Origin of the sequence: Kribbella sp. C-35 (assembly GCF_046549195.1) — a bacterium.
Taxonomy (GTDB): domain Bacteria; phylum Actinomycetota; class Actinomycetes; order Propionibacteriales; family Kribbellaceae; genus Kribbella.
In genome coordinates, this window is record NZ_JAJPWG010000002.1 from 1353193 (window position 1) to 1378781 (window position 25589).

Sequence of the window (25589 nt, forward strand, 5' to 3'; positions counted from 1 at the left end):
CATCCCCCACTGCTCAAGAGCCAGGTTCCAGATGCATCTGGCGTGTGCGCAGTGCCCCAGCAACGCCGCTTCCTGCTCCGGAGTCGGGGCCAGACGGTAACGGGACACGCCACTCATTCAACCAACCGGGACCGACAGTCCCTGAGATGTGAAGGGAGGGAGTTGCTGGTCCTCCCCGCCCAGAGGGACGGGGTATCGCCGCAACTACTTCGATGACGTGCCCGGAGACGATGTCGGTCGGCGCCTATGTGCTCGGTGCACTGGAGGCGTCCGAGCGTCGCGCGGTCGAGGAGCACGTCGTGACCTGTACGGCGTGCCGCGAGACGTTGCTGCAGTTCGCGCATCTGCCGGGGCTACTGCACGCCGTACCGGTCGAGGACATCGAAGTGGAGCAGCCGGAGCCGGCGCCGCTTCAGCTGAGCAGGAAAAGGCGGCCGCGGTGGGTGCTGGCCGCGGCAGCAGCGGCAGCGATAGCTGGTGTCGCTAGCTGGGGCCTGCTGTCCGCGCCGGCGCCGGCGTCAGCGACGTGGACAGCGACGGACGGGGTCGGTGGCCTCGACACGACCGCCAAGCTGGTCAGCCGTGGCTGGGGTACGGACATCCAGCTCCGGCTGACCGACCTGCAGCCGTACGAGCACTGCATGCTCGTCGTCCACGGCCGCAACGGAACCGTAGAGACAGCCGGTTGGTGGGCAGCGAACGGCAGCTACCACGCACAGATCCCCGCTAGTACGTCGATCCCGCTAGGCGACATCGACCACCTCGAAGTGGTCGACGCAGGGGACACCGTACTGAGCACGGTGTCCCCCACAACGCACTGATTCACCAGCTGTTGTTGGAGATTCCCGTGCCCAGGTAGACCTGGTCGTACGTGTTCCCGTCGTTGTCGTCGGTGTAGGCGACCGCTACCTCGGCGTACGGCGAGACCGCGACGGTCATCTGCTCCTGCCGACCTGTGGCCACGGAGCTCAGCCGCTGCGCCGACAGCCGACCCGTGTCGGTGCCGTCCGTACCGAACCCACGTACCCACACGTCGGGATCAGTGCCGGCCACGGTCCAGCCGACGACCGTCTGCGCCTGGTCGTCGATGCCGATCGACGGTGCTACACCAGCAGTCGCCACCTGTACGTCGGCGTACCGGGCAGTGCCCACACTGTTGAACGAACGCGTCGCGACGGTACCGGCCGACTCCCAGGCGACCGCGAAGTCGCCGTTGAAGTTGGCTGCCGCGGCCGGATGCGTCTGCTGACCTGTGGTGTTCGAGTTGGCGACCCGGCGCGACAGCGTGGCTGCACCGTTCGTACGGCCCAGCCGGATCAGTCCGATGTTGTAGTCGGCGTTGGCGTCGCCGTCCTCGTCCCACACGACGACCGCGTCACCTGACGCCGACACGGCCACATCCGGGTTGTGGTGCTGGCCGGTCGTCTGCGAGGCGGTCACCTCCCAGGCGCGTGTGGTCGGCCCGGTGAAGCCGGCTGCCTTCGCTGTTGCCGGCGTACCGGTCTGGATGTCTTCCCACGCCACAGTGAACGCGACTGCAGCACCGGCCGGTGCGCCGTCTGGGTCGACAGCGACTCGCGGGTTGATCTGCTGGCCGGTGGAACTGCTGTTGGAGGTGCCGGACGCTGTCACGGTGCCGGCGGTGTTCACGACGCGGTACGGGATGTTGTAGTACCCGTTGCCGTCTGGGTCGTCCTGCCACACCACGACCGCGTTACCCTTGTCGTCCAGGCCGACGTCCGGGTGCAGGTGCCGCCAGTTCGTCACACCGCTGCTCCCGCCGGCGGACAGCTTCGTCTCGTACACGGCAGTGCCGTTGTGGAAGAGCCTCAGGTAGATCTCGCTGTGCACGTTGTCGGTCGCGTTGTCGGTGTCGCGGTCGTCCTCCCACACCACAGCGACGTACCCGTTGCGGTTGATCGCAACGGAGGCATTGTCCTGGTCGCCGGTGGACACACTGTTCGCCGCCACCCAAGTGGGGGCAGCAATGTGTGCCTCGGCGGTGGTCGCAGTGAAGGTCAGAACCGTCGCCGCGATCGCAGTAAGAGCAAGCGTCTTCTTCATAGGAGTCACACCGCCTGCAGTCCGGGCTGGCCCTCTGGGACAACGAACGACTTCACGGTCGCCGCGGCGGCCCCGTGCTCGGAAACCTTTGCCACGTTGCGGAAATCGGCCCGCAGCTCAGTCGGGCTGAGTGTCGCACGCACGTAGCCGCGACGGTTGTTGTAGAACTTCAGCCACGGGTTGGTGCCGACATCGGGGACCGTGGTGGACCCGTCGCCGTCGCCGCTCGAGGTGACCGAGCTGGTGACCAGTTCGGTGCCGATCGTCGCCGAGTTCGCGTTGTTGTAGTCGGCCTTGAGGTCGCTCGCCCAGGCCCGGTGCACGTCTCCGGTGAGTACGACGGGGTTCCGGACGCTGCGGTCGACCCAGCCCTGCTGGATCCGCGCCCGGGACGCGCGGTACCCGTCCCACGAGTCCATACTCGCCCCGGTGGAGTTGAACCGGCGGGCGAAAAAGACCTGCTGGCCGATGATGTCCCACGTACCCAGGTGCTGCCCCAGTCCGTCCAGCAGCCAGCTCTCCTGTGCGTTGCCTGGAAGGCTCCGCGTAGCCAGGTCTGCGTCCGAGCACACCTTCCAGCCATCACCGCAGGCCTGGTCGTTGCGGTACTGACGCGTGTCGAGCATGTGGAACGTCGCCAGACTCCCCCACCGCAGTCGCCGGTACAGCTGGATGCTGTTGCCGCTGTTCACCTGAGCAGGACGCAGCGGCATGTTCTCGTAGTAGGCCTGGTACGCCGCCGACCGTCGCGCGGTCCACTGCGCCGTAGTCAACGCCGGCGTGTTGTTCTCCCGGATCGTGCCCGCGTAGTTGTTCTCCACCTCGTGGTCGTCCGGTACGACGATCCACGGTGCGACGGCATGTGCCGCCTGCAGGTCCGGGTCCGTCTTGTACTGCGCGTACCGGCGGCGGTAGTCGGCGATCGACACGATCTCGTTGCCGAGGTGCAACCGCGTGCGGCCGGTGGTCGGACCGTACTCGTAGATGTAGTCACCGAGGTGCAGGATGACGCCCGGGTTCTCCTCGGCCATCCGGCGGTAGACGGTGAAGTAGCCCTCCTCGTAGTGCGAGCAGGAGGTGAAGGCCATCAGCAGGTTCCGGCCGGTCGTGCCGACCGCGGGCGTGGTGCGGGTGCGGCCGACAGGTGACAGATGGCCCTGGGCGCGGAAGCGGTAGAAGTAGTCGGCGTCCGGGCTGAGGCCGCCTGCAACGACATGCACCGAGTGGGCGGCGGCGTACTTCGCCGTCACCGTGCCGGATGCGACCAGCGTGCTGAAGGTGTCGGTGGTCGACACCTGCCAGTCGACGGCGACGTCGGCGTTCGCCATGCCGCCTTGGCCGTCGGCGTTCAGTGGCGACGGCGCCAGGCGGGTCCAGAGCACGACGCTGTTCGCGTCCGGCTCACCGGACGCGATGCCGAGCTGGAACGGGTACGGGACGGCGGCGGTGGCGGTGATCACGGAGGACTGGGCGGCAGCCGGGAGGGCGCCGGCCCCGGCCGCGGCTAGTCCGCCGAGAACAAGGGTCCTGCGACTGATTGGGCTCATGAGGCCTCACCTTCACGGGTACTCAGGGCGGTAGGCCCCCGGATCGGTCGAACTGCGGGTGACCATTCGGGAACCTTGAGTGTGTGCGGTGCTCTGTGCCCATGATTGCGCAGAATTGGTAAATTTCCTACAGCAGGACGAGCAGCAGCAGGACGGCTGTCGGCACCCCTTCCAGCAAGGCGTTCAACCAGAGCCGCCGCTCCGTTGCGAGCAGGACGAGCGCCAGGAAAACGTGCTGCGCCGCAGTGAACGCGACCAGTGCCTCACCTTGCGGCACATGCCCGGTCCGGGCGAGAACGACCCCGAGCGCCAGCGCGACACCGGTCGTGAAGTTGTAGAACCCGAGGTTCACGATCCACAGCTTGACCGCGTCGAAGTCGCGGCGTTCCAGCAGGAACAGCGGATACAGCCGTGGATGGCGGTAGAAGAACGACTCCATCAGCCAGACCGACGCCAGCATGACCGCGATGGCGATCGCGAGGATCTGCGCCGCCGTACTCATGTCGTCGCCCCCAGACTGACGCCGTGCCGGCTGGTGATCTCGCCCAGCGCGGCGTAGTCGGCCGGATCGGCGCCGGCCAGGTCCGCGAAGAACGCGCCCATCCGGCCGGTCTGGCTGATGGTCAGGAACTTCGCCGACGGCGTCAGCACCGAGAACGTGTTCACGGTGCCGGCCGGGATGCTGATCGAGGCGCCGGGCCCGAGGTCGTACCCCTGATCCCCTGCCTGGACGAGGATCCGGCCCTGCAGGACGTAGAACGCCTTGCTCCACGACTCGCTGTGCGGCGGCGACGCCTCAGCACGCGGCGCGTCGATCTCGAACAGCTCGTACTGCCCGCCGGTGTGCTCGGCGCCGATCTTCACCGTCACGGTCGCGTCCGGGGCGGCGTACTCGACACCGCTGCCCGCATTGCTCAAATGCACTGTTTCGTTCATGACTGCGACGGTAGGAACCGGCGTGCTCCAGAGATATCCCGTGCGATTGGGCTCGTTCGGATCCCGGAATCCCCACATTTCGGGGATAGGCGGCCGGGGTACGTCGGCGCATACTGAGCGCATGTGGGAGGGCCGGGCGCGGGCCGCGCGCCGGGACATCGCGGCACTGGCGACCTCGGGGATGGGCGTCGCCGAACTGCACGCTGCCGCGATCGAGGTCGTCGAACAGGTCGTCGGCAGCGAGCTCACCTGCTGGGCCGGGATGGATCCGGGCACGCTGGTGATCAGTTCGATGACGAGCGGCGCGGCCCGCATTCCGCCGGAGTACGAGCCGCGGCTGGCGGAGACGGAGTATGCCGGAACCGTGCCGAACTCGTTCGCCGAACTGGCCCGCACCGCTCACAACGTCGCGCGATTGTCGGACCTGCCGTACCGCGAGGTCGTCGGCCACCGGCGGCTGAACGAGGTGTGGCGGCCGCTCGGGATCGAGCACGAGGTCCGGACGACCTTCGTCGTCGACGGGGACTGCTGGGGCGCGGCCGGATTCGTCCGGAGCGGTCCGGACTTCAGCGACCGGGAGGTGGAGTTCCTGGGATCGGTGGCGCCGGTCATCGGCGCGGCGACGCGGGTCGCCGTACGGACGGACGCACACGGGTACCGCGGAGGGGTCGGCCCGTCGATCGTCGTCACCGGTCCGACCGGCGAGCCACGGGCGATCACCGCGGCCGCCCGGACCTGGCAGGACGAGCTGGACGAGATCGCGCCGGGACGCTTCGGCGTACTGCTCCGGGCCGTCGTCACGGGCACCCGCGTCTCCGGAACCTTCCAGGCGCGGGTCCAGACCGCGTCCGGCGAGTGGGTTCTGCTGCAGGGCAGCCGGCTTCTGGGCGAAAACGAGGACGAGATCGTGGTGACCATCGAGCCTGCGTCGGGTCAGCACCTGGTCGGCATGCTGCTCGCGGCGTACGGCCTGACCACGCGCGAGCGGGAGATCTGTCTGGAGATCATCTCCGGGCACACCACCGGCGCGATCGCCGACCGACTGTCGATCTCGCCGCACACGATCCAGGACCACCTGAAGTCGGCGTTCGCGAAGGTCGGCGTCCGTAGCCGCGGTGAACTGGTCGCGACGCTGAGGCCGGAGATCAGGCCGTGACGACCTGCCGCCGATACGTGCCAGGCGGTACGCCGAAGTCGCGCTTGAACGCCTTGGCGAACGCGAACTCCGACGTGTAGCCGATCTCCTTCGCGACCGTGGCGAGCGGGCGATCGTGGTCCCGGAGCAACCGCGCCGCGGTCGTCATCCGCCAACGGGACAGGTACGTCAGCGGCGGCTCCCCGACCGCCTCGGTGAATCGCCGCGCGAAGGCGGCCCGCGACAACCCGACATCGGACGCCAGGTCAGCGACCGTCCACGCGGCGCCCGGACGCTCGTGGATGAGCTCCAGCGACTGGACGACCGCGGGATCGGTCAACGCCCGCGACCAGCCCCGATCCGCCGGGCAGTCGCTGTCCTCGAACCAGGCCCGCAGGATCAGCACCAGCAGCGCATCCACCAGCGCCGGTACGACGGCAGCCGCGCCGGGGCGCTGCGCGTCGAGCTCCTCGCCGAGGATGCTGATTGCCGTATGCAACGAACGGTGGCGTCCCGGATTCGCCGGTACGACGACCACGTCGGGCAGCTTGCTCAGCACCGGGTGCGGACGCTCGCGGTCCAGCCGATAGGTCCCGCACAACAGCAACGACCGCGCGCCCTGACCCTGCGGCGGCTCCTCGACGGCCGGGTCGAAATCGACCAGCGGCGAATCCGGGTGGTCGGCGATCGCGTGCTCGAGGCCGCGCGGCAGGAGGACCGCGTCGCCCGGGCCGAGCGGGATCGGGTCTCCCTCCGGCGGCAGCAACCACGCCGTACCTTGCAGGACCACGTGGAAGGTGGCGCCGAAGGAGTGCACCATCCGCAGCCCCCACGGCCCCCGGACGTCGGTGCGCCCGGACGTGGCCGGGCCGGTCTTCATCGCGGTGACGACATCGGCGAGTACATCCATACCTGTCATGATACGCGCAGTCGTCAAGACGATCGGATATAAACCTGCGCTCCATGGACATAGATCCGCTCGTCAGTGCCGCCTACTGTCGGTGACAGAACCTCAACGACTAGGAGTATGAATGAGCATCGTCGTCACCGCCGCCACCGGGCACCTGGGCACTCTCGTCATCGACGAGTTGCTGCAGCGAGTCCCGGCCGATCAGGTCGTCGCGGTCGCGCGGAGCGCCGCAAAGGCGGCCCCGATCGCAGACCGCGGCGTGGAAGTCCGGGTCGCCGACTACAACGACCCGGACGCGCTGGCGAAGGCCTTCGGCGCCGGTGACACGGTCCTGCTGATCTCGGGCATGGACCCGAACCGGCGCGAGCAGCACCAGACCGTCGTCACGGCCGCGAAGAACGCCGGCGCCGCGCGGATCGCGTACACCAGCGTGCTCGGCGGACCTGACGCCGACTTCGACCTGGCCGCCGACCACATCGCCACCGAGCAGGCGATCCTCGAGTCGGGTCTGCCGTACACGTTCCTCCGCAACGGCTGGTACAGCGAGGTCTACACGGACCAGATCGCCGTACAGCTGGCGAACGGGGTCGTCGGTAGTGCGGGCGACGGGCGGATCGCGTCGGCTCCGCGGCGGGACTACGCGGCGGCGGCAGCTGTCGCACTGACCGGCGACGGGCACGAGAAGAAGGCGTACGAGCTGAACGGCGACACGACCTGGACGCTGGCCGACTACGCCGCCGAGCTGTCCAAGCAGTCGGGTCAGGACGTTGCCTACAACAACATCTCTCGCGAGGACCTCACCCAGGTGCTGACGGCTGCCGGAATCCCGGCGTCGTTCGTGCCGGTCCTCGTCGACGTCGACCACGCCATCGAACGGGGCCTCCTCGCGGGCCGCGGCTCAGACCTCTCCCGTCTCATCGGCCGCCCGACCACGCCGATCGCCGACACCATCGCCGCCGCTTTGAAGGCCTAAGGAGCCGCGACGAGTTGGGTGTGCTGCTCTCCGAGGCCGTCTGCCCACACTCGTAGTACGTCGCCCGGGCGTAGGTAGCGTGGTGGTTTCTGGCCCGCGCCTACGCCGGCCGGCGTGCCGGTGCTGATCACGTCGCCCGGGTACAGGGTCATGAACTGCGAGATGTAGTGCACCAGGTGCGCGACGCCGAAGATCATCTCGGCCGTCGAACTGTCCTGCAGCGACTCGCCGTTCACGTCCAGCCCGAGCTTGATCGCCTGGGGATCCGGCACCTCGTCCGCGGTCAGGATCCACGGACCGAGCGGGCAGAACGTCGCCGAGTTCTTGCCCTTGTCCCACTGCCCGCCACGCTCGAGCTGGAAGTGCCGCTCGGACACGTCGTTCACCAACACGTACCCGGCGACGTGATCGAGCGCTTCCGCTTCAGAGCTCAGGTACGCCGCGGTGCGCCCGATCACCACGCCGAGCTCGACCTCCCAGTCGGTCTTCTCGCCGCCGCGCGGAATCACCACGTCGTCCTGCGCACCGACCACGGTGTCCGGCGCCTTCATGAACAGGATCGGCTCGGCCGGCGCCGCCTGGCCACCCTCAGCCGCATGGTCGGCGTAGTTCAGCCCGACGCACACGATCTTCCCGGGGCTGAGCGGTGCCGCCAGCCGTACCACCTCGAGCTCAAGCGCCGGATCGGTTGCCGCGGCGGCCCGTTCGCGCCAGCGGTCCGGGTCGAACGCCTCCGACGTACCCGGCAACGTCGCCACCCGGCCATCTTCGGACAGCACGGCGTCGCGCAGTCCGTCCGGCGTGTGGATCCGGAGCAGTCTCACTTGTTCCTCCAACCTGAGTTCTTCGCCCAGTTCAGGTAGGCGATACCCAATGCGTGCGAGCCTTGCACCGGGACGAGTTGTACGGCGTCGTACACGCGCAAGGACTGCTGATAGACCAGCAGATCCTGTTCGGCGTACGCACCCCAGCGCGCGCACTGCACCGCGTTCGCCGGCACCGCATCGCCGGTCCCGTCGACCCGGTACCAGACCTCGGTCGCGGACCGGATCAGCTTCTGCGTGAACGTCTTCGTGAAGCGCTGGATGTCCGTCGCGGGTCCGCCGGCGATCCCCGCGTCGTACGCCGCATGCACGAACTCGGTGCTGATCGCTGCGTGGCTCAGGTCCTCGATCTGCTTCGAGGCCGGGTACGACGGCGTGTACTCCGAGATGCCCGCGGTCTTCGGGTACCCGGCGTACAGCTCGCTGTACGGCGGCCAGTAGGTCCAGACGTAGGCGTCGCCAACGAGTCGCAGTGCGGGCTCGTACGCCTTCAGCATCTGCAGGACCCGCGTGCGGTAGCGCGGCTGCTTGGTCACGCGGAACAGCTCGACCAGCACCTGGCCGATGCCCTGACTCTGGTTGTACGGCTGGATGGTCCCGTCGAACGGGATCGGCGCACCCTTCGGCCACACGTAGTCGCCGGTGCCGTCCGCCCGCGAAACCCACTCCGGGTCGTGGAACGCTACTGCCGCGGTCGCCGCATCCAGCACCTCCTTCGCGAACGCCCGACTGCGCTGGAGCTTCGACGACTGTAGGACCATCCGGGCGTAGCGAGCCAACGGGAACGCGATCATGCCGGTGTGCACAGCGAACACGTAGTACTGCGACTTGAACGCGATCGTGGAGTCCGCCGGTGCGGGCGCGGCCGCGGGAGCCGTCCGCAGATCGACCGCAGTCCAGCGCAGCGATGCGTTGTAGGCGTTGTTGACCGCCGTCACGACGTACGTCGGTGACGCCGGGTCGAGGCTGACCGCGGGCAGGGTGACGACGCTGGTCGTGGCGGGGTTGCGGAGCACGAGGTCGAAGGTGCCGTCGGCAACGTTCAGTACCTGGGCGATCGATTCAGCCGATCGGATCCCGGCCCAGCGGAGTTGGATCGCCGGGGCGCCGTTGCCGTCGGGGAGTACGCCGTGGCCGGCGGTGTAGTTGCCGGCCGTGCGCCAGACCTTGCCGGATCGGCCGGCGTAGTCCTTGACGCGGCGGGCGTGGTCGGTGGTCTTCATCAGGTGCCGGGCGCGGTCCTCGAACGTGCGCAGGTAGCGCTCGTCCTGGTAGGCCTCGTACATCCGGAGCAGGGCGAGCAGGAAGTAGGACTCACCCCAGGCGTACAGACCGGCCTCGTTGTCCTGGGCGTTGGACGCGAGGTAGCCCGCTTGGGCGGCGTCGAAGGCTTCGGGCGAGTCGTACACGAGTGGATCGGCGGCGGCCGAGAGGGCTGGTAGACCGGCCCAGGCGGCGATACCACCGGCGGCGGATCCGAGCAGGAGCGTGCGGCGGCTGACGTGCATGTATGCCTCACAAGGGTTTGGGGCGGGGTCAGCCTTTGACGGCGCCGCCCATGCTGTTGAGGATGCGTTTTTGGAGGAACAGGAAGACGGCGATGACGGGGACCAGGGAGATGACGGTGCCGGCGGCGAGGCCGCGGACGTCGGTGCCGGAGACGCCGCTCAGGTAGGCGATCCCGAGCGCGATCGGGAACTTCGACTGACTGGTCAGCACCACCAGCGGCCAGATGAAGCTGTTCCACACCGACACGAACCCGAGGATCGCCAGGACGGCGAGCGTCGGCGCCACGATCGGCACGCAGATCCGCCAGAAGATCGCGAACTCGTTCGCGCCGTCGACGCGGGCGGCCTCGACGATCTCGTCCGGGATCTGCGAGAACGCCTGGCGGAGCAGGAAGATCCCGAGCGACGACAGGATCGCGGGCAGGATCACCGCGGCGAACGTGTCGGTCAGCCCGAGCTCGCTCATCACCAGGAACCGCGGGATCAGCATCAGCTCGCCGGGCAGGAACATGATCGACAGGAACAGCATGAAGAACACGCCGCGGCCGTGGAACGCGATCCTTGCGAGGGGGTACGCCGTCAGCGCGGACACCACGAGGTACACCGGGACGGTGATGCCGACGTAGATCACCGAGTTCAGCAGGAACCGTGCGTACGGGATCGTCGTCCACGCCTCGCGGAACCACTCGAACACCGGCGGCCGCGGGATCAGGTCGGGCGGGAACCCGAACACGTCCTGGCTGGCGGGTTTGGTCGCGGCGCTGAGCAGGATCAGGAACGGCCCGATGAACAACGCGGCGACCGCGATCAACAGCACGTAGAGCCCGACCCGACGCGCGTTGAGCCTCGGCGTACGCCGGTAGAGCCGCCTGGCCATCAGATGTCCCTCCGCCGGGTCACCAGCAGGTTGAAGCCGGCCAGGACGATCATGATCGCCCACAGCAGCAGGCCGACGGCACTCGCATAGCCCATGTCGTAGTCCTCGAAGGCTTTCGACCAGATGTAGTAGCCGAGGGTGAGAGTGGAGTCGAGCGGTCCGCCGCGGGTCAGCACGTACACGGATTCGAAGGCCCGCATCGCCTCGAGCATGCTGAGCACGAGCGTGACCGCGAACGTCGGCCGCAGCGACGGTACGACGACGTGCAGCAGCCGCTGCCACGCGTTCGCGCCGTCGATCGTCGCCGCCTCGATCTGGTCCGACGGCACGGCCTGCAACCCGGCCAGGTAGATCATCATGAACAGGCCGGCGTTCTTCCAGGCCTCCAGCAGCACGACCGTGGGCAGCGCCCAGTGCCGGTCGAGCAGGAAGTCGGTCGGCCCGGCGCCGAACAGTCCGAGCACCCAGTTCACGACGCCCTCGCGGTTGAACACGTACCGCCAGGCGACCGCCACCGCGACCATCGACGTGATCACCGGCAGGTAGTAGAGCATCCGGAACGCCTGGATCGCGCGCAGCTTGAGGTTCACCAGCATCGCCAGGAACAGCGGCGCGACCACGGTCAGCGGCAGGAACATCAGCACGAACAGCAGCGAGTTCCGCAGCGCGATCCAGACCCGCGGGTCGTGCGCCAGCCGGACGAAGTTGTCCAGGCCGGAGAAGCGGACCGGATGCACGATGTCGTAGTCGGAGAACGCGAGCTGGATCGCGATCATGGCCGGCCACGCGAACATCGCGGCGTAGAACAGCAGCCCGGGCAGCATGAACGCGTACGGCGTGTACCAGTGCTGACCGACTACTCGCCCACGCTGTGTTTGTCTCAGTTGGCCCGGCATGCTTCTCCTCGTGTCTGAAACCCGGATTTCAGATACCAAGCTGACGGGAACCGTAACGCACAACTCAGCGGCCCGGAAGCGGTAACTCCAGAAAATTTCCGCATCTTCCGTTGACTCGCGCGATCCGATGGCGAACACTCTGGTGTCTGTAAGCCAGGTTTAGGACATTCCATTCTGAGGAGCCAACGATGGCCCGACTCCGCCTTGCCGTGGTTGCCACTCTCCTGCTCGCCCTCACCGGCTGCGTGTCCGGCAGTCCCGCGGGCGGCGGTGACGACCAGAAACAGTCCGGCGACGCCTACTCCGGTGACGTCGAGTGGTGGACGATCAACCTGCAGAAGAACTACGGGCCGGACATCCAGAAGTGGATCGACGCCTACCAGAAGGAGCACCCGAAGGTCTCGATCAAGTGGGTCGACGTACCGGGTGCCGACATCACCACCAAGCTGCTGGCCGCGATCGCCAGCGGCAAGGTGCCGGACGTCGTGAACTTCACCTCCGCGACCACCGGCCTGTTCGCCGGCTCGATGGCCGACCTGAGCTCGCTGTTCAGCCAGCAGGACGTCGCCGCGTACCTGCCGAACCTGGCCGAGCCGTTGGTTGTCGACAGCAAGCGCATCGCGATCCCGTGGTACAACGGCGGCACGTCGCTGGCGTTCTACAACAAGGATCTGCTGGCCAAGGCGGGCTTCGACGCGGCCAAGCCGCCGAAGACGTACGACGACGCGCTCACGCTGGCGAAGACCTACCACGACGCGACCGGTAAGTCGGCGACCAACTTCATGGCGTACTCGAGCGTGGTGCAGGCGAACGGCATCCCGCTGCTGTCGGAGGACGGGAAGAAGGCCGCCTTCAACACGCCGGAAACCCTCGCGCTACTGGAGAAGTTCAAGCCGCTGTTCAGCTCGGGTGCGATCGCCCCGGGAAGCCTCAGCGAGAACCCGCGGGACATGCCGCAATCGCTGGAGAACAAGGGCATCGCGTTCAACCCGGCCGCCGTCTCAAGCTCATTGCTGAACGTCGAGAAGAACGCGCCCGCGGTCTACTCGTCGATCGTGGTCGGCCCGCCGGTGACCGGTGCCGGCGGCAAGTTCTACATGCCCGGCCAGCAGGTGATGGGCATTCCCGCGAAGTCGGACAACCAGGCCGCCGCGGCCGCCTGGCTCAAGTACGTCGCCGCGCCCGAGCAGCAGCTCGCGCTGTGCAAGCTGGTGCCGATCTACCCGTCCTCGGTGAAGGCGCTCGCGGACCCGTTCTTCACCGACATCACCGGGACCACGCCGGCCGACCAGGCGCGGAAGATCCTGGTCGACACCTTCAAGCAGAGCATCGACGCGTCGATGGGGTCGGGTAACGACGAGCAGCTGCGACAGCTGTTCGACGAGCAGGTGCGGGCGTTCATGTCCGGGACCAAATCGGCGAAGCAGGCTTTGGACGACGCCGAGAAGGCGTGGAACGACACTCTGGCGAAGGGCAAGTAGCGTGCTGCGGATCGGTATCGTCGGGGCCGGGATCATGGGGCGTGGCAACGCGTTGTCGTTGTCCGGCCGGGCCGACGCCGAGATCACGGCGGTGACCAGCCGCTCGTCGGACCCGGCCGCGCAGCTTGCGGACGAGATCGCCGAGCGGGGTGCGCCACGGCCGACGATCCATCCCGACCTCGGCGCGCTGCTCGCCGACGACGCCGTGGACGCGGTCGTGCTGACCACGCCGGACGACGTCCACGGCGAGATGATGGTCCGCGCTGCGGAGGCCGGGAAGCACATCCTGGTGGAGAAGCCGATGACGACGTCGGTCGCGGAGGCCGATGCCGCGGTGAAGGCGATCCGCGAGAACGGCGTGATCGCGATGTGCCTGTTCAACCACCGGTGGGTGCCGGCGTACGCGCAGGCCTACGAGCTGCTCGCGGACCTCGGCGACGCCGCGGTCGCGTACGCGCGCAAGGACGACACGATCTTCGTGCCGACCGAGATGCTGTCGTGGGCCGATCGCACGACCTGCGCCTGGTTCCTGTCCAGCCACGACATCGACCTGGTGTCCTGGCTGCTCCGCGACCAGGTACGCCGGGTGTACGCAACCGCGCGCTGGGGCAAACTCCGGTCGCTCGGGATCGAGACACCGGACGCGATCCAGATCCAGGCGGAGTACTCGCGCGGCGCGGTGGCGACGTTCGAGTCCGCGTGGATCTACCCGAACACGTTCCCGACGACGGTCGACTCGTACGTCGCGGTGGTCGCAGATAACGGCGTGGTGCAGCTGGACCGGCAGCGGGAGAACGTCGTGCTGGCCAAGCCGGACGGCTACAGCTACCCGAGGAACATGCTGCAACGGGTCATGCACGGCATCCCGTCCGGTGCGTACGCCGACGCGATCGCGCACTGGGTCGACTGCTGCCGCACCGGCCGGGAACCGCTCATCACGATCGAGAGCAGCCGCAACGTCACCGCCGTACTCGAGGCCGCCCACCTGTCGATCGAGACACGCCAGCCCGTCGACGTGTCGATGCTGGTCGCATGAGCGAAGGACCTGAGAAGCCGCGGCATATCGACGGGCGGATCAACCGGATCGGGACGGATGACCTGATCAAAGCGTTCGGTTCGCCTGCTGCTGATTTGGCGGGGCTGCGCGCGTACGTGGGTGAGCAGCTGAGGCGGCCGGCTTGGCCGTTGCCGGAGTGGGCTGAGGCGACTCGATCCGCACCGGACACCGTACTGGCAGCTGCTGCTCCACTACTTGATGGTGTTGATGTCACCGGACAGGGACTTGGGCGGTCCCAGCTGTACGGCTTCCACTACCTCGGCTGGCTCGCGCCTGGAGTGCAGGCGTGGTTGCTGACCGGTGACGAGCGCTACTTGCGGGCGTTCGAACAGCACCTCGATCAGTGGGTGGACCAGCGTGACTCGGTGATCGGTGAGTGGCCGGGGCTCGACGTCATCTGGTATTCGCTCGGCACCTGGGCCCGCTGCCGCAGCCTGCTGCCGGCACTCGAGGTGCTGACCACCTCGCCGCTGTCCGACCGCGTGTGGGGCCGGCTCGTCGCGACACTCGTCGGCGGGGCCCGCTGGTCGTACGACGAGCATGACGTCTTCCGGCACGGCAACTGGCAGCTGGTGTGCGCGACGGAGCTGCTGCACCTCAGCGCCGTACTGCCGTCTCTTGTGGAGTCTGCGGCGTGGGCAGAGCGTGCGCGGCAGCGGATCGAGGAGCACCTGCTGTTGGACATCTATCCGGACGGTGGGCACTACGAACGCTCACCTGGGTACCACCGGATGGTGTTGACGGCTCTGCAGACTGCGGCGCGCATCGACCCCGCTGTGGCCGCACACCCCCGTTTTGCCGCTATGCACACGTGGATGTGCGAGCTGGTGTCGTCGGGCGGATGGCTGCCGCATCTGCAGGACAGTGGAATCGAGTGGCCGGCAGGGTCGTTGCTGCGCGGTAGCTACCTGTTGAACGACCCTGTGTTCGCGCGGGTCGCAGCGCAGTGGATGTCTCCGTCGGAGCTCGCTGCGGAGGCGGCGACGTTCCCTGCCTGGCCGGAGCGTCAGGAGCTGTGGCTGTCGCCAGGCGCAGTTCTTCAGTTGCCACAGGCGACTGTGCTGCCCGAGTCCGGGTACACGATCCTGCGGAGCCCTGAGCTCCGTGCAGTGATCAACCACGGCCCGCACGTCGAGCACGAGTTGGAGTCGCATTCACATCGCGCCGTACTGGACCTGGTGCTGGACGGGTGGCAGCAGCCGTTGCTGTGGGAGGCGGGTGGTCCGCCGAGCTACGACGATCCGTCGTACCAGACGTGGTACCAGTCGGGCCGTGGCCACAACACGGTCCTCGTCGACGACCAGGAACTGTCGACGGACCGCGGTGTGCTCGTCGACCCACTCGTGGACACCGGTGTGCTCGCGGTCTTCTCAGGCCGTCACCACGGCAACGGCATCGAGCAGAGCCGAACGATCGCACTGGTCCGCGAGAGCCCGTCGTACGTCGTCGTCACCGACCACGCACCGGGCTCGCACGCCTTCCGTGCTTGCTGGCATGCACTGCATCCGTGGCGTGAGGTGGGACCGCTCGCGTACGACGCCTCCGCGCCCGACGGACCGGGCTTGACGCTGATCGACGCCGGTGACGCTGCTGCCGTCGAGCTGACCGAGGGTGTGGCTCGCCATCCGGTGCTGGAGCGTCGGGCGGCTGAATACGGACCGCTGCACTCGCTCACCGTGACACGGTCGACCGGCGACTTCACGACGGTGCTGGTGCCGCACGCCGGGAGTGAACCCGCCGCAGCGTCGGTGGATCGAGTCGATGGTGAGCTGGTGGTCGCCCTCGACGAGACAGTCGACCGGATCGGGCAGTCCACGTGGACACGGACCGTCGACGGCCAGTTGTCCTGGGCAACCGGGTGGCGCGTGCGGACGCTGCCGGCACTGCTTCGGGCGACTGACGACGTCGACGTACTGGCCAGGCCGACCGGCGACAAGCTGCACTTCGAGATCACGTGCGAGGGACGCTGCGGGCTGTGGATTCGCGCACGCGGCGAGATCAGGCTCAACGGGATGCCGGTCGACGCGATCGTCGAGGACGAGTGGGCGCACTTGACGCTTCCGTACGCCGGGGCGTGGACTGTTGACGGGGTTCGCTATGAGTGACGACGTGACGAGCGGGTGGTTCGACGCGCGGATCGTCGCTGGCGCGCATCCTGCGTCACTGCTCCCACCCACCGATCGGGACGCGATCGTCGCGCATCTCGACCGCTACGCGCTGTCCGGCGCCCTGGTGAGCTCCATGGCGTCGTGGTTGCACGACCCGATCGGCGGCAACGCGGAAGCCTCGGCCGTTGCCCACGACTTGGCCGATCGCGGCGTACTGGCCTGCTGGACCGCGGTCCCCGCGACGGCCGGTGAGCTCGACTCACTGACTGCTCTGGTCGATCGCGCTGTGGATGACGGCGTCGCGGCCTTCCGCATCCATCCCGCGTCGCACGGCTTCTCCCCCGCTCTGCTCAACGGGCTGTACGACGCACTTCAGACCCACCGCCTGCCGTTGTGCGTCGACGCCGCGGAACTCTCCTGGCCGGATCTGACCACGATCGCGACCCGCTTCCCGGAGCTGCCGATCGTCGTGTCGAACCTCGGCTACCGGAAGCTCCGCGAACTCTGGGCCGCGCTCGTTGGCCACACCAACGTCTTCGTCGATCTCGTCGACTTCGCCGCGCACCAGGGCGTCGAGTGGCTCGCCGCCAACGGCCTCGCCGACCGGTTGCTGTTCGCGACCGGTCTCGGCGTCCGCGATCCCGGCGAGAGCATCGTCCGGCTCGCGTGGTCCGGTCTCGACGACGCGACGGTCCGCCTGGTCGGCTCGGAGAACGCGGGCCGTCTGCTCCAGGGAGTACGGGCATGATCGGGCGCCGGCCGCAGCATCGGATCGTCGACGTGCACGCGCACCTCGGCCCATACTCGCTGTTCTTCATCCCCGAGTCGGACGCCGCGACGATGGTCGCGGTGATGGACCAGACCGGGACGGACGTCACCGTGCTCGCGGCGAACCGAGCGATCCAGCAGGACGCGCACCTGGGCAACTCGCAGTCCCTCGCCGCGGTCGACGCGTACCCGGACCGGATCGCGGCGTACGCGGTCATCAACCCGTGGCAGGAACCGGAGCGCGAGCTCGAGCGGCTCGCGGGCGACGACCGGTTCGTCGGGATCAAGGTGCATCCGAGCCTGCACCGCTACCCGGTCACCAGCGCGCGGTACGCCGCCGTGTGGGAGTTCGCCGAGTCCACCGGCTGCCCCGTGCTCAGTCACTCCGAGTACCAGTCGCCGTACGACGCGCCGCGGCTGTTCGAAGCGGTTGCCGAGCGCTACCCGGGTACGTCGGTGATCCTCGGGCACGCCGGGATAACACCGGCCGGGGTGGACGAGTCGATCGCGGCAGCCCGCCGGTACGACTCGCTCTGGCTGGAGGTGTGCGGCTCACAGATGACCGGGCCGCTGATCCGCGCGATGGTCGACCAGGTAGGCAGCGGGCGGGTGTTGTTCGGTTCCGACTTCCCCTTCATCGACCAGCGCATGTCACTGGGCCGGGTGGTCAGTGCACCGCTGACGGAGAGTCAACGCCAAGATGTTCTCAGCGGGAACGCCCGCAAGCTGTTCCGGTGGCGGCCATTACCAGACGGGCCGGGAGAACGAGGGGTTGAGGAATGACCGAGGAGACGGTGTCCGGCGAGCGGCTGCCCGCGGTGACGGTCGGGCTGTTCGGCCCGCGCCGGCTGGTCAAGACGATGTCGGAGGTCGGCCAGGAGGTCGCGGAGCGGTCCGTGCACGGCGTGCGGTTCCTGACCGGCGGGTACGACGACCTGTCCGAAGCCGAGGAGCGCTACCTGCGGCTGCGGGACCGGATCGACGCGGCGGTGTTCCCCGGCCCGTGGGCGTTCGACCTGGCGACGACCGGCCACTGGCTCACCGTCCCGTCCACCCACCTGCCGCTCACCGGCGCCGCGCTGTACGCCGCTCTGCTGCGGGCCTCGCTGACGATCGAGGACATCGACCTGAGCCGGGTCAGCATCGACTCGCTCTCACTCGCGGACGTCTCCGAGGCGTACGGCGAGATCGGCCTCGACACCGCCCAGGTGTACGACGTCCCGTACGAGGGCCCCGAGTCGGTCGCGGGATTCGCTGCGTTCCACCGGGAGAAGCGGGAACGCCAGCACACCACGGTCGCGCTGACCACGATCCTGTCCGTGGAGCGTGAGCTGCGCGCGGACGGCGTACCGGTGCTGCGGATCGCGCCGACGCGGTCGAGCGTGCGGGATGCGCTGGAGACTGCCGTACTGCTCGGGCAGGGCACGCGGATGGGGGCGCATCAGCTCGCGATGATCGCCGTACAGGTCATTCCGACCGGTGCGTCGCGGGCCGAGTCGGGTGACTACTGGCAGCAAGAGCTGGCGTTGTCGACGCACCAGAAGCTGCTGTCCGAGGCCCGCCAGGTCGGTGCGTCAGTCACCCGCCGGTCCGACACGCTCTTCCTGGTCACGACGACGTACGGCGCTCTGCTGCGGCTGACCGAGCAGTTCGCGGTCGCGCCCTTCCTAGGGGCGTTGACTGCGCAGCTCGGCGTACCTGTCGCTGTGGGCGCCGGCACCGGCCAGACCGCTCGTGCTGCGGAGGCAAACGCCCTCCTGGCCGTTGAGGACTCGGTAGCGGCCGACGGCAAGGTAGCTGTGTACCTGGACGGCAGCAGCGACCGGGTGGACCTCGAGCCCGGCCCTGCGACGACTGACTCCGCACCTGTCGACGGCACTTCGCCGATCGACCAGCGGGCACTGGAGATCGTCACGTCGATCGCCTCTGCCATGAGCCCGGCTCCGGGCCGGCAGGTGGTCGTGGACGTCGAGAGCGTCGCCGCGATCATGCAGGTCACCCAGCGGACTGGACGCCGAATGCTGAAGGAGCTGGTCGAGGCAGGTCTCGCCTGGCCGCTGCCGCCGGCTCGCTCGACCGCTGGCGGCCGGCCGCGCCAGCAGTTCCGCCTGCTCACCGAGAAGCTCGACTGACCCCTCGACTGCCCCCTCGACTGACCTGGAGAAGCCTGTGCAGACTCGCCGTCACGACCACGCAGACCGCCTGTACGCGCGCGCCCGACAGGTGATCGCTGGCGGTGTCTCCAGCGACGCCCGCCGCGCCGACCGGCCGCTGTTCGTGGACCACGCCCGCGGCGCCGAGCTGTGGGACGTGGACGGCAACAGGTACCTGGACTACGTGCTCGGCCAGGGCCCGAACCTGCTCGGCCACGCCGCACCGCTCGTCGCCGACGCAGTCTCCGACCAGGTACGCCGTGGCGTCGCGTACGCCGCCCAGCACGAGCTGGAGGCACAGGTCGCCGAACGCCTGTGCAGCATGGTGCCCGCGGCGGAACTGGTCCGCTTCAACACGGTCGGCTCGGAGGCGGTGCACGGCGCGATCCGCCTGGCCCGCGGCCATACCGGGCGCCCGAAGATCGTGAAGTTCGAGGGCAACTACCACGGCTGGCTCGACCCGGTCCTCTACAGCGTGCACCCGGACCTCGCGCTGGCCGGCGACGCCCGGCACCCCACCGCGGTCGGCGGTACGGCGGGCCAGCCGCGGCATGACGCGGACGACCTGATCGTCCTGCCCTACAACGATCTGCCGGCCGTCACCTCGTTGATGGAGCGGTGTGGCGACGAGATCGCCGCGGTCATCCTCGAGCCGCTGCTCTGCAACACCGGCTGCATCACACCGGCACCTGGTTACCTCGAAGGGCTCCGGGAGCTGATTCGGCAGCACGGGTCGTTGCTGATCTTCGACGAGATCATCACCGGGTTCCGGGTCGCTCCGGGCGGGGCGGGTGAGCTACTCGGCGTCGTACCCGATCTGGCCGCGTTCGGGAAGGCGATGGCCGGCGGTATGCAGGTGTCGGCGCTGGTCGGCTCGGCCGAGGTGATGGGGACGATCGCGGACGGCAAGGTCGCGCACGCGGGGACGTTCAACTCCCATCCGGTGGGGATGGCGGCCGCCGACGCGGTACTGCGTCATCTCGACGAGCACCGCGACGACGTGTACCCACCGCTGACCGCGACAGGCCAGCGACTGATGGCCGGACTGCGCGCGGCAGCTGCGAAGCACGGGATACCGCTGCTCGTGGACGGGCCCGGTCCGGTGTTCCAGACGTACATCACGGACCAGGCCGCGGTCACCGACTACCGCACGTTCGCCGCCTGCGACCGAGCCGCGATGGCTCGCTTCCACGCGGAGCTGTTCGCGGCCGGGATCAGCATCGTCCCGCGAGGGCTGTGGTTCCTGTCCACCGAGCACACCACGGACCAGGTCGACGAAACTATCGCGGTAGCGGAGTCAGTGCTTTCTTCCCTGTAGGCAATGGACCGAAGGGCTTCCGATCCTGCGGACAGGTCGAGCCGTCGGCCGGAGCCTTCAACTGGGTCAGGTACTTGGTGATCATCGCGTCGGCGCAGGTGCCCTTGCCGATCGTGGTATGCCCGTAGCCCTCGACGGTGACATCCGAGCGTCCGGGTACAGGTCGGCGTACGGACACGTCGCCTGGTACGGGACGTCGTCGGTGTCGCGGATCCCCAGGAACTCACAGTGGATCCCGACCCAAGCGCGGAACCGGCCGAAGTGCGGGGCGCGCCGGTCGGCGGCATCGGCGTGCTCCGCTGAGCCATCTTTGAGAAGCCACCGACCATTCTCGCGGCCCGATCGTGGTCGGTGAGTTCCCAAAGATGGAATCCGCGGGTCGCGCGCCTGGTGCCCGGCTGCTCCCGTCGCGTCCGCCACGAGAAGGAGGCCGGGAACCCGTCTGGTGACGGACCCGGCCTCCTGCTGAAGCGTGCGGTGCTTACGAGTGAAGGGCTTTACGTGTGAAGGGCTCAGGCGCTCTTCTCGCGGCGGTCGCGCTTGGTGCGCTCGATCTGGTCGCGCGGGATCAGCGTGGGGTTCACGTTCTCCAGGACGACCTCGCCGGTGACGACCACCTTCGCGACGTCCTCGCGGCTCGGCACCTCGTACATCACGTTGAGGAGGACCTCTTCCATGATCGCCCGCAGACCACGGGCGCCGGTGCCGCGGAGCAGCGCCTGGTCGGCGATCGCCTCGACCGCGTCCTCGTTGAACTCGAGCTCGACGTTGTCGATCTCGAAGAGCCGCCGGTACTGCTTGACCAGCGCGTTCTTCGGCTCGGACAGGATCTTGATCAGCGCGTCGCGGTCCAGCGGCGAGACGGTCGTGATGACCGGGAGCCGGCCGATGAACTCGGGGATCAGACCGAACTTGAGCAGGTCCTCCGGCATCACGTCGGCGTACCCGCCGAGCTCCTTCGGCTTCTCCGGCTCGCGCACGGTGTTGAAGCCGAGGGACTTCTTGCCGACCCGCTGCTCGACCATGTGGTCCAGGCCGGCGAACGCGCCGCCGACGATGAACAGCACATTCGTCGTGTCGATCTGGATGAATTCCTGGTGCGGGTGCTTGCGGCCGCCCTGCGGCGGGACACTCGCGGTGGTGCCTTCCAGGATCTTCAGCAGCGCCTGCTGGACGCCCTCACCAGAGACGTCGCGGGTGATCGACGGGTTCTCGCTCTTGCGGGCGATCTTGTCGACCTCGTCGATGTAGATGATCCCGGTCTCGGCCTTCTTGACGTCGTAGTCCGCGGCCTGGATCAGCTTCAGCAGGATGTTCTCGACGTCCTCACCGACGTACCCGGCCTCGGTCAGCGCCGTCGCGTCCGCGATCGCGAACGGGACGTTCAGCATCCGGGCGAGCGTCTGCGCGAGGTAGGTCTTGCCGCAGCCCGTCGGGCCGATCAGCAGGATGTTCGACTTGGCCAGCTCGACGGCCTCGTCCTTCGCGTGCCGGCCGGCGCTGGAGGCGCCCTGACCGTCGCGGACCCGCTTGTAGTGGTTGTAGACCGCTACCGCGAGCGCCTTCTTCGCCACGTCCTGTCCGACGACGTACGCGTTGAGGAAGTCGTAGATCTCGCGCGGCTTCGGCAGCTCGGTGAGACCGACCTCGGAGCCCTCGTTCAGCTCCTCCTCGATGATCTCGTTGCAGAGATCGATGCATTCGTCGCAGATGTAGACGCCGGGACCGGCGATGAGCTTCTTGACCTGCTTCTGACTCTTTCCGCAGAACGAGCACTTCAGCAGGTCACCGCCGTCACCAATGCGTGCCACCGGGACAGATCCCTTCTATGCGCAGTCGGACCGATTCCGACGGTACCCCGTCGCGGGCTGAAAAACCGCGCTCGCCACCGGGTTGTGACTACGCCGGTGGCGAACGCGTCTTGCTCTTGACAACCGGTCAGACCGGCCTGACCTGAACTGAACTCGTTCAGACGCCGGCCGGGACCGGGGCCTTGAGGGACTCGAACACCTGGTCGATCAGGCCGTACTCGACGGCCTGCTCGGCGGTCAGGAACTTGTCCCGCTCGATGTCGCGGGACACCTCCTCGATGTCCTTGCCGCTCGCGTCGGCGATCATCTTCTCCAGCAGCGCGCGCAACCGGAGGATCTCGTTGGCCTGGATCTCGATGTCGCTCGACTGGCCGTAGGTGCCCTCGGTGGCCGGCTGGTGGATGATGATCCGGCTGTTCGGCAGTGCGAACCGCTTGCCCGGCGTACCGGCGGCGAGCAGCACCGCGGCCGCCGAGGCGGCCTGGCCGAGGCAGACGGTCGAGACGTCCGGCTTGATGTAGCGGATCGTGTCGTAGATCGCGGTCAGCGCGGTGAACGAGCCGCCCGGGGAGTTGATGTAGATGCTGATGTCGCGGTCGGAGTCCATCGACTGCAGGCAGAGCAGCTGCGCCATCACGGCGTTCGCGATCTCGTCGGAGATCGGCGTACCGAGGAAGATGATCCGGTCCTCGAAGAGCTTCGTGTACGGGTCGATCCGGCGCATGCCGTACGACGTGCGCTCCTCCCACTGCGGGATGAAGTAGTTCATTGGTGCGTCCTTAACTGACGGAGTGGGAGATCAGGAGTTCGGGCTGCCCGAGCTGAGCTGGGCGGCGCTGGTGACCACGTGGTCGATGAAGCCGTACTCCTTCGCCTGGTCGGCGGTGAACCAGCGGTCCCGGTCGGCGTCGTTCTCGACCTGGTCGAGCGCCTGTCCGGTGTGCTCGGAGATCAGCCGGAACAGCAGCGCCTTCAGGTGCAGCGACTGCTCGGCCTGGATCTTGATGTCCGACGCCGTACCGCCCATACCGCCGGACGGCTGGTGCATCATGATCCGCGCGTGCGGCAGCGCGTACCGCTTGTTCTTCGCGCCGGCGCAGAGCAGGAACTGGCCCATCGAGGCGGCCAGGCCCATCCCGACCGTGGCGACGTCGTTGGAGATCCACTGCATGGTGTCGTAGATCGCCATGCCGGAGTCCACCGAGCCACCCGGCGAGTTGATGTACAGCCAGATGTCCGCGTTCGGGTCCTGGGCGTTCAGCAGCAGCATCTGCGCGCAGATCGCATTCGCATTGTCGTCGCGAACCTCGGACCCCAGGAAGATGATCCGGTTCTTCCGCAGCTCGCGGTAGATGTCGTTGTCGTCCCCGCCGGATCCGTTGCCGCCCGCGGCGGTGGGGCTGGCTGCAAATGTCTCGTTCACGAACCCGACACTACTGGTCCGCAGCGACAGACCTAAGGCTGGGCCGGAGGTGTTCGCTCACGGCGCACCGCTCGTCTGCTCTGAGCGAATTCGGGTGCATTCACCAGCCGCACAGGACAACGGATCCGGGCTCGTCGACCGCTGCCTCGTCAGGTACTTCGCGGCGGTCCGGGAGCTCCGGCTCCCGCCGTACCTCAGGCTCCTGCAGCAGCGCGGTCACACCCGCCCCCTCCGCGTTCGACCCACAACACTTCGGAAATCGTTTCACCGGCCACGCTAGGCGAGGTTTCTTACGGTCGCGTCGCAATCGTCCGGCGAAAACGACCACGGCCCGGATCCCCACCTGGGGGTCCGGGCCGTAGTGCGTGCGGGTCAGGCCTTCGCGGGCTCCGGCTCCTCGGCGGCGACCTCGTCGGCAGTCTCGGCCTCCGGGTCGGCGTACGAGCCGTCCGGCTGCAGGGTCTTCAGCTCGACCGTGTTGCCGGAGGCATCGGTGACCTTGGCGTTCTCCACCAGGTACGCGAGCGCCTTGCCGCGGACGACCTCGGACACCAGGCTCGGGACCAGGTTGTTCTCCACCGCGTGCTGCGCGAACTGGTCCGGGCTGACGCCGGAACGCTGCGCGTGCCGGACGATGTGCTCGGTCAGCTCCTGGTCGTTGACGCTCAGCTCCTGCTGCTCGGCCACCAGGTCGAGCACGAACTGCGCCTTGATCGCGTCCTCGGACCGCTTCTTCAGGTCCTCGTCGAACTCGTCCTGGGTCTGCTCCTCGCCCTCGAGGAACTGCTCCATGGTCATCCCGGAGTACCCGAGCTGCTGCTCCAGGTTCTCCTTGCGGGCGGCCAGCTCGTCGGTCAGCAGGCCCTCGGGGACCGGCACGTCGACCAGCGTCAGGATCTTCTCCAGTACGGCGTCGCGCGCCTCACCGGCCTGCTCGAGGCGCTTGCCGCGCTCCAGCCGGGTCTGTACGTCGGCCTTCAGCTCGTCGGCGGTGTCGAACTCGGACGCGGTCTGCGCGAACTCGTCGTCGAACTCCGGGAGCTCCTGCTCCTTGACCGCGGTCACGGTCACCTCGACGTCGACGTCCTCGCCCTTCAGCGCGCCGCCCACGAGCTGGGTGACGAAGGTCTTCTTCTCGCCGGCGCTCAGGCCGATGACCGCCTCGTCCAGGCCGTCGAGCAGCTGACCGCTGCCGACCTGGTACGACAGGCCGGTGGCCTGCGCCTCCTCGACCTTCTCGCCGTCCTTGCTGGCGGACAGGTCGAGAGTGATGAAGTCGTTGTCGCCGACCGCGCGCTCGACCGGGTTCAGCGAACCGAACCGCTGGCGCAGCGACTCGATCTGCTCGTTCACCTCGTCGTCGGAGATCGCGAGGTCCTCGACCTCGGCCTCCAGGCCCTCCAGGTCCGGCAGGGTGATCTCCGGGCGGACCTCGACCTCGGCGGAGAACTGCAGGCTCTCCTTGTCGTTGAACTCGGTCACGTCGACCTCGGGCCGGCCGATCGCCTTGACCTGGTTGTCGCTGACCGCCTGCGAGTAGAGCTTCGGGAGCGCGTCGTTGATCGCCTCCTCGAGCACCGGGCCGCGGCCGACGCGCTGGTCGATGACCTGCGGCGGGATCTTGCCCTTGCGGAAGCCCGGCACCACGATCTGCTGGCCGATGCTCTTGTACGCCGCGTCGAGGCTCGGCTTGAGTTCCTCGAACGGCACCTCGACGATGAGCTTGACCTTGGTCGGGCTCAAGGACTCGACGGTGCTCTTCACGGTGGCGGTTCTCCTTGATTCGGTGACATTCACAGC

The 25589-nt window shown here is 68.0% G+C and carries 24 protein-coding genes and 1 pseudogene; 10 read left to right on the forward strand and 15 right to left on the reverse strand.

Going from position 1 to position 25589, the window contains the following annotated elements; all coding sequences use genetic code 11:
- Window positions 1-18: 18 nt before the first annotated feature.
- Window positions 19-117 (reverse strand): annotated as a pseudogene (locus ACLJOO_RS18975) (helix-turn-helix domain-containing protein); the annotation flags it as partial.
- A gap of 95 nt (window positions 118-212) precedes the next feature.
- On the opposite strand from ACLJOO_RS18975, the gene ACLJOO_RS18980 reads away from it, so the two are divergent.
- Window positions 213-821 carry an anti-sigma factor family protein gene (locus tag ACLJOO_RS18980; protein ID WP_410788493.1) on the forward strand — a complete coding sequence of 203 codons (609 nt, stop codon included), beginning with the start codon at window positions 213-215 and terminating at the stop codon, window positions 819-821.
- Between the two features lies 1 nt (window position 822).
- Here ACLJOO_RS18980 and ACLJOO_RS18985 read toward each other — a convergent pair whose 3' ends face one another.
- The 4 genes from ACLJOO_RS18985 to ACLJOO_RS19000 all read right to left on the reverse strand — a co-directional run bounded on the left by ACLJOO_RS18985 (window position 823) and on the right by ACLJOO_RS19000 (window position 4547).
- Window positions 823-2064, reverse strand: a complete 1242-nt coding sequence (locus ACLJOO_RS18985) for a hypothetical protein (RefSeq protein WP_410788494.1) — start codon at window positions 2062-2064, stop codon at window positions 823-825.
- A gap of 5 nt (window positions 2065-2069) precedes the next feature.
- The gene (locus tag ACLJOO_RS18990) at window positions 2070-3611 is read right to left on the reverse strand and encodes an alkaline phosphatase D family protein (RefSeq protein WP_410788495.1); all 1542 of its coding nucleotides are present in this window, start codon (window positions 3609-3611) and stop codon (window positions 2070-2072) included.
- 127 nt (window positions 3612-3738) lie between these two features.
- Window positions 3739-4113 (reverse strand): DUF1304 family protein, encoded by a 375-nt coding sequence (locus tag ACLJOO_RS18995; protein ID WP_410788496.1) that lies wholly within the window; start codon window positions 4111-4113, stop codon window positions 3739-3741.
- A complete protein-coding gene (locus ACLJOO_RS19000) occupies window positions 4110-4547 on the reverse strand; it encodes a cupin domain-containing protein (protein WP_410788497.1) in 438 nt (145 codons plus the stop codon). Before ACLJOO_RS19000 ends, ACLJOO_RS18995 begins: the two co-directional genes overlap by 4 nt.
- Before the next feature lie 121 nt (window positions 4548-4668).
- Between ACLJOO_RS19000 and ACLJOO_RS19005 the strand changes: the two genes are divergently transcribed.
- The gene (locus ACLJOO_RS19005) at window positions 4669-5703 is read left to right on the forward strand and encodes a helix-turn-helix transcriptional regulator (protein WP_410788498.1); all 1035 of its coding nucleotides are present in this window, start codon (window positions 4669-4671) and stop codon (window positions 5701-5703) included.
- Here ACLJOO_RS19005 and ACLJOO_RS19010 read toward each other — a convergent pair.
- Complete coding sequence (locus ACLJOO_RS19010; protein ID WP_410788499.1) at window positions 5693-6592, reverse strand: AraC family transcriptional regulator; 900 nt, start codon at window positions 6590-6592, stop codon at window positions 5693-5695. The genes ACLJOO_RS19005 and ACLJOO_RS19010 overlap by 11 nt on opposite strands.
- A gap of 121 nt (window positions 6593-6713) precedes the next feature.
- Here ACLJOO_RS19010 and ACLJOO_RS19015 point away from each other — a divergent pair, with 121 nt between their 5' ends.
- Window positions 6714-7565 carry an NAD(P)H-binding protein gene (locus ACLJOO_RS19015; protein ID WP_410788500.1) on the forward strand — a complete coding sequence of 284 codons (852 nt, stop codon included), beginning with the start codon at window positions 6714-6716 and terminating at the stop codon, window positions 7563-7565.
- Here the strand turns inward: ACLJOO_RS19015 and ACLJOO_RS19020 are convergent.
- From ACLJOO_RS19020 to ACLJOO_RS19035, 4 genes are read right to left on the reverse strand one after another with little or no spacing between them, the layout of a single operon-like run.
- Complete coding sequence (locus ACLJOO_RS19020; RefSeq protein WP_410788501.1) at window positions 7562-8389, reverse strand: fumarylacetoacetate hydrolase family protein; 828 nt, start codon at window positions 8387-8389, stop codon at window positions 7562-7564. The genes ACLJOO_RS19015 and ACLJOO_RS19020 overlap by 4 nt on opposite strands.
- On the reverse strand, window positions 8386-9897 hold the full coding sequence (locus ACLJOO_RS19025; protein WP_410788502.1) for a hypothetical protein: 1512 nt from the start codon (window positions 9895-9897) through the stop codon (window positions 8386-8388). The genes ACLJOO_RS19020 and ACLJOO_RS19025 overlap by 4 nt, the downstream gene beginning before the upstream one ends.
- Before the next feature lie 28 nt (window positions 9898-9925).
- Entirely contained in the window at window positions 9926-10774 is an 849-nt protein-coding gene (locus ACLJOO_RS19030) for a carbohydrate ABC transporter permease (RefSeq protein ID WP_410788503.1), read from the reverse strand.
- A complete protein-coding gene (locus ACLJOO_RS19035) occupies window positions 10774-11670 on the reverse strand; it encodes a carbohydrate ABC transporter permease (RefSeq protein WP_410788504.1) in 897 nt (298 codons plus the stop codon). The genes ACLJOO_RS19030 and ACLJOO_RS19035 overlap by 1 nt, the downstream gene beginning before the upstream one ends.
- 188 nt (window positions 11671-11858) lie before the next feature.
- On the opposite strand from ACLJOO_RS19035, the gene ACLJOO_RS19040 reads away from it, so the two are divergent.
- The 7 genes from ACLJOO_RS19040 to ACLJOO_RS19070 are packed head-to-tail and all read left to right on the forward strand — an operon-like array spanning window position 11859 to window position 20555.
- The gene (locus ACLJOO_RS19040; RefSeq protein ID WP_410788505.1) at window positions 11859-13151 is read left to right on the forward strand and encodes an ABC transporter substrate-binding protein; all 1293 of its coding nucleotides are present in this window, start codon (window positions 11859-11861) and stop codon (window positions 13149-13151) included.
- Window position 13152: 1 nt separating this feature from the next.
- Entirely contained in the window at window positions 13153-14187 is a 1035-nt protein-coding gene (locus tag ACLJOO_RS19045; protein WP_410788506.1) for a Gfo/Idh/MocA family protein, read from the forward strand.
- Window positions 14184-16313, forward strand: coding sequence for a heparinase II/III family protein (locus tag ACLJOO_RS19050; protein ID WP_410788507.1), 2130 nt, complete (start codon window positions 14184-14186; stop codon window positions 16311-16313). Before ACLJOO_RS19045 ends, ACLJOO_RS19050 begins: the two co-directional genes overlap by 4 nt.
- Window positions 16306-17064 (forward strand): amidohydrolase family protein, encoded by a 759-nt coding sequence (locus tag ACLJOO_RS19055; RefSeq protein WP_410788508.1) that lies wholly within the window; start codon window positions 16306-16308, stop codon window positions 17062-17064. Before ACLJOO_RS19050 ends, ACLJOO_RS19055 begins: the two co-directional genes overlap by 8 nt.
- Entirely contained in the window at window positions 17061-17867 is an 807-nt protein-coding gene (locus ACLJOO_RS19060; RefSeq protein ID WP_410788509.1) for an amidohydrolase family protein, read from the forward strand. The genes ACLJOO_RS19055 and ACLJOO_RS19060 overlap by 4 nt, the downstream gene beginning before the upstream one ends.
- Entirely contained in the window at window positions 17864-19216 is a 1353-nt protein-coding gene (locus ACLJOO_RS19065; protein WP_410788510.1) for a hypothetical protein, read from the forward strand. Before ACLJOO_RS19060 ends, ACLJOO_RS19065 begins: the two co-directional genes overlap by 4 nt.
- 37 nt (window positions 19217-19253) lie before the next feature.
- On the forward strand, window positions 19254-20555 hold the full coding sequence (locus ACLJOO_RS19070) for an aspartate aminotransferase family protein (RefSeq protein ID WP_410788511.1): 1302 nt from the start codon (window positions 19254-19256) through the stop codon (window positions 20553-20555).
- On the opposite strand, the gene ACLJOO_RS19075 is transcribed toward ACLJOO_RS19070, so the two are convergent.
- The 5 genes from ACLJOO_RS19075 to tig all read right to left on the reverse strand — a co-directional run bounded on the left by ACLJOO_RS19075 (window position 20518) and on the right by tig (window position 25553).
- The gene (locus ACLJOO_RS19075) at window positions 20518-20733 is read right to left on the reverse strand and encodes an alpha/beta hydrolase (RefSeq protein ID WP_410788512.1); all 216 of its coding nucleotides are present in this window, start codon (window positions 20731-20733) and stop codon (window positions 20518-20520) included. The genes ACLJOO_RS19070 and ACLJOO_RS19075 overlap by 38 nt on opposite strands.
- A gap of 334 nt (window positions 20734-21067) precedes the next feature.
- Window positions 21068-22366 (reverse strand): ATP-dependent Clp protease ATP-binding subunit ClpX, encoded by a 1299-nt coding sequence (gene clpX / locus ACLJOO_RS19080; protein WP_410788513.1) that lies wholly within the window; start codon window positions 22364-22366, stop codon window positions 21068-21070.
- Between the two features lie 157 nt (window positions 22367-22523).
- Entirely contained in the window at window positions 22524-23135 is a 612-nt protein-coding gene (locus tag ACLJOO_RS19085) for an ATP-dependent Clp protease proteolytic subunit (protein WP_410788514.1), read from the reverse strand.
- Between the two features lie 30 nt (window positions 23136-23165).
- The gene (locus ACLJOO_RS19090; RefSeq protein ID WP_410788515.1) at window positions 23166-23789 is read right to left on the reverse strand and encodes a ClpP family protease; all 624 of its coding nucleotides are present in this window, start codon (window positions 23787-23789) and stop codon (window positions 23166-23168) included.
- Window positions 23790-24161: 372 nt separating this feature from the next.
- Window positions 24162-25553 carry a trigger factor gene (gene tig / locus ACLJOO_RS19095; RefSeq protein ID WP_410788516.1) on the reverse strand — a complete coding sequence of 464 codons (1392 nt, stop codon included), beginning with the start codon at window positions 25551-25553 and terminating at the stop codon, window positions 24162-24164.
- Window positions 25554-25589: the final 36 nt, after the last annotated feature.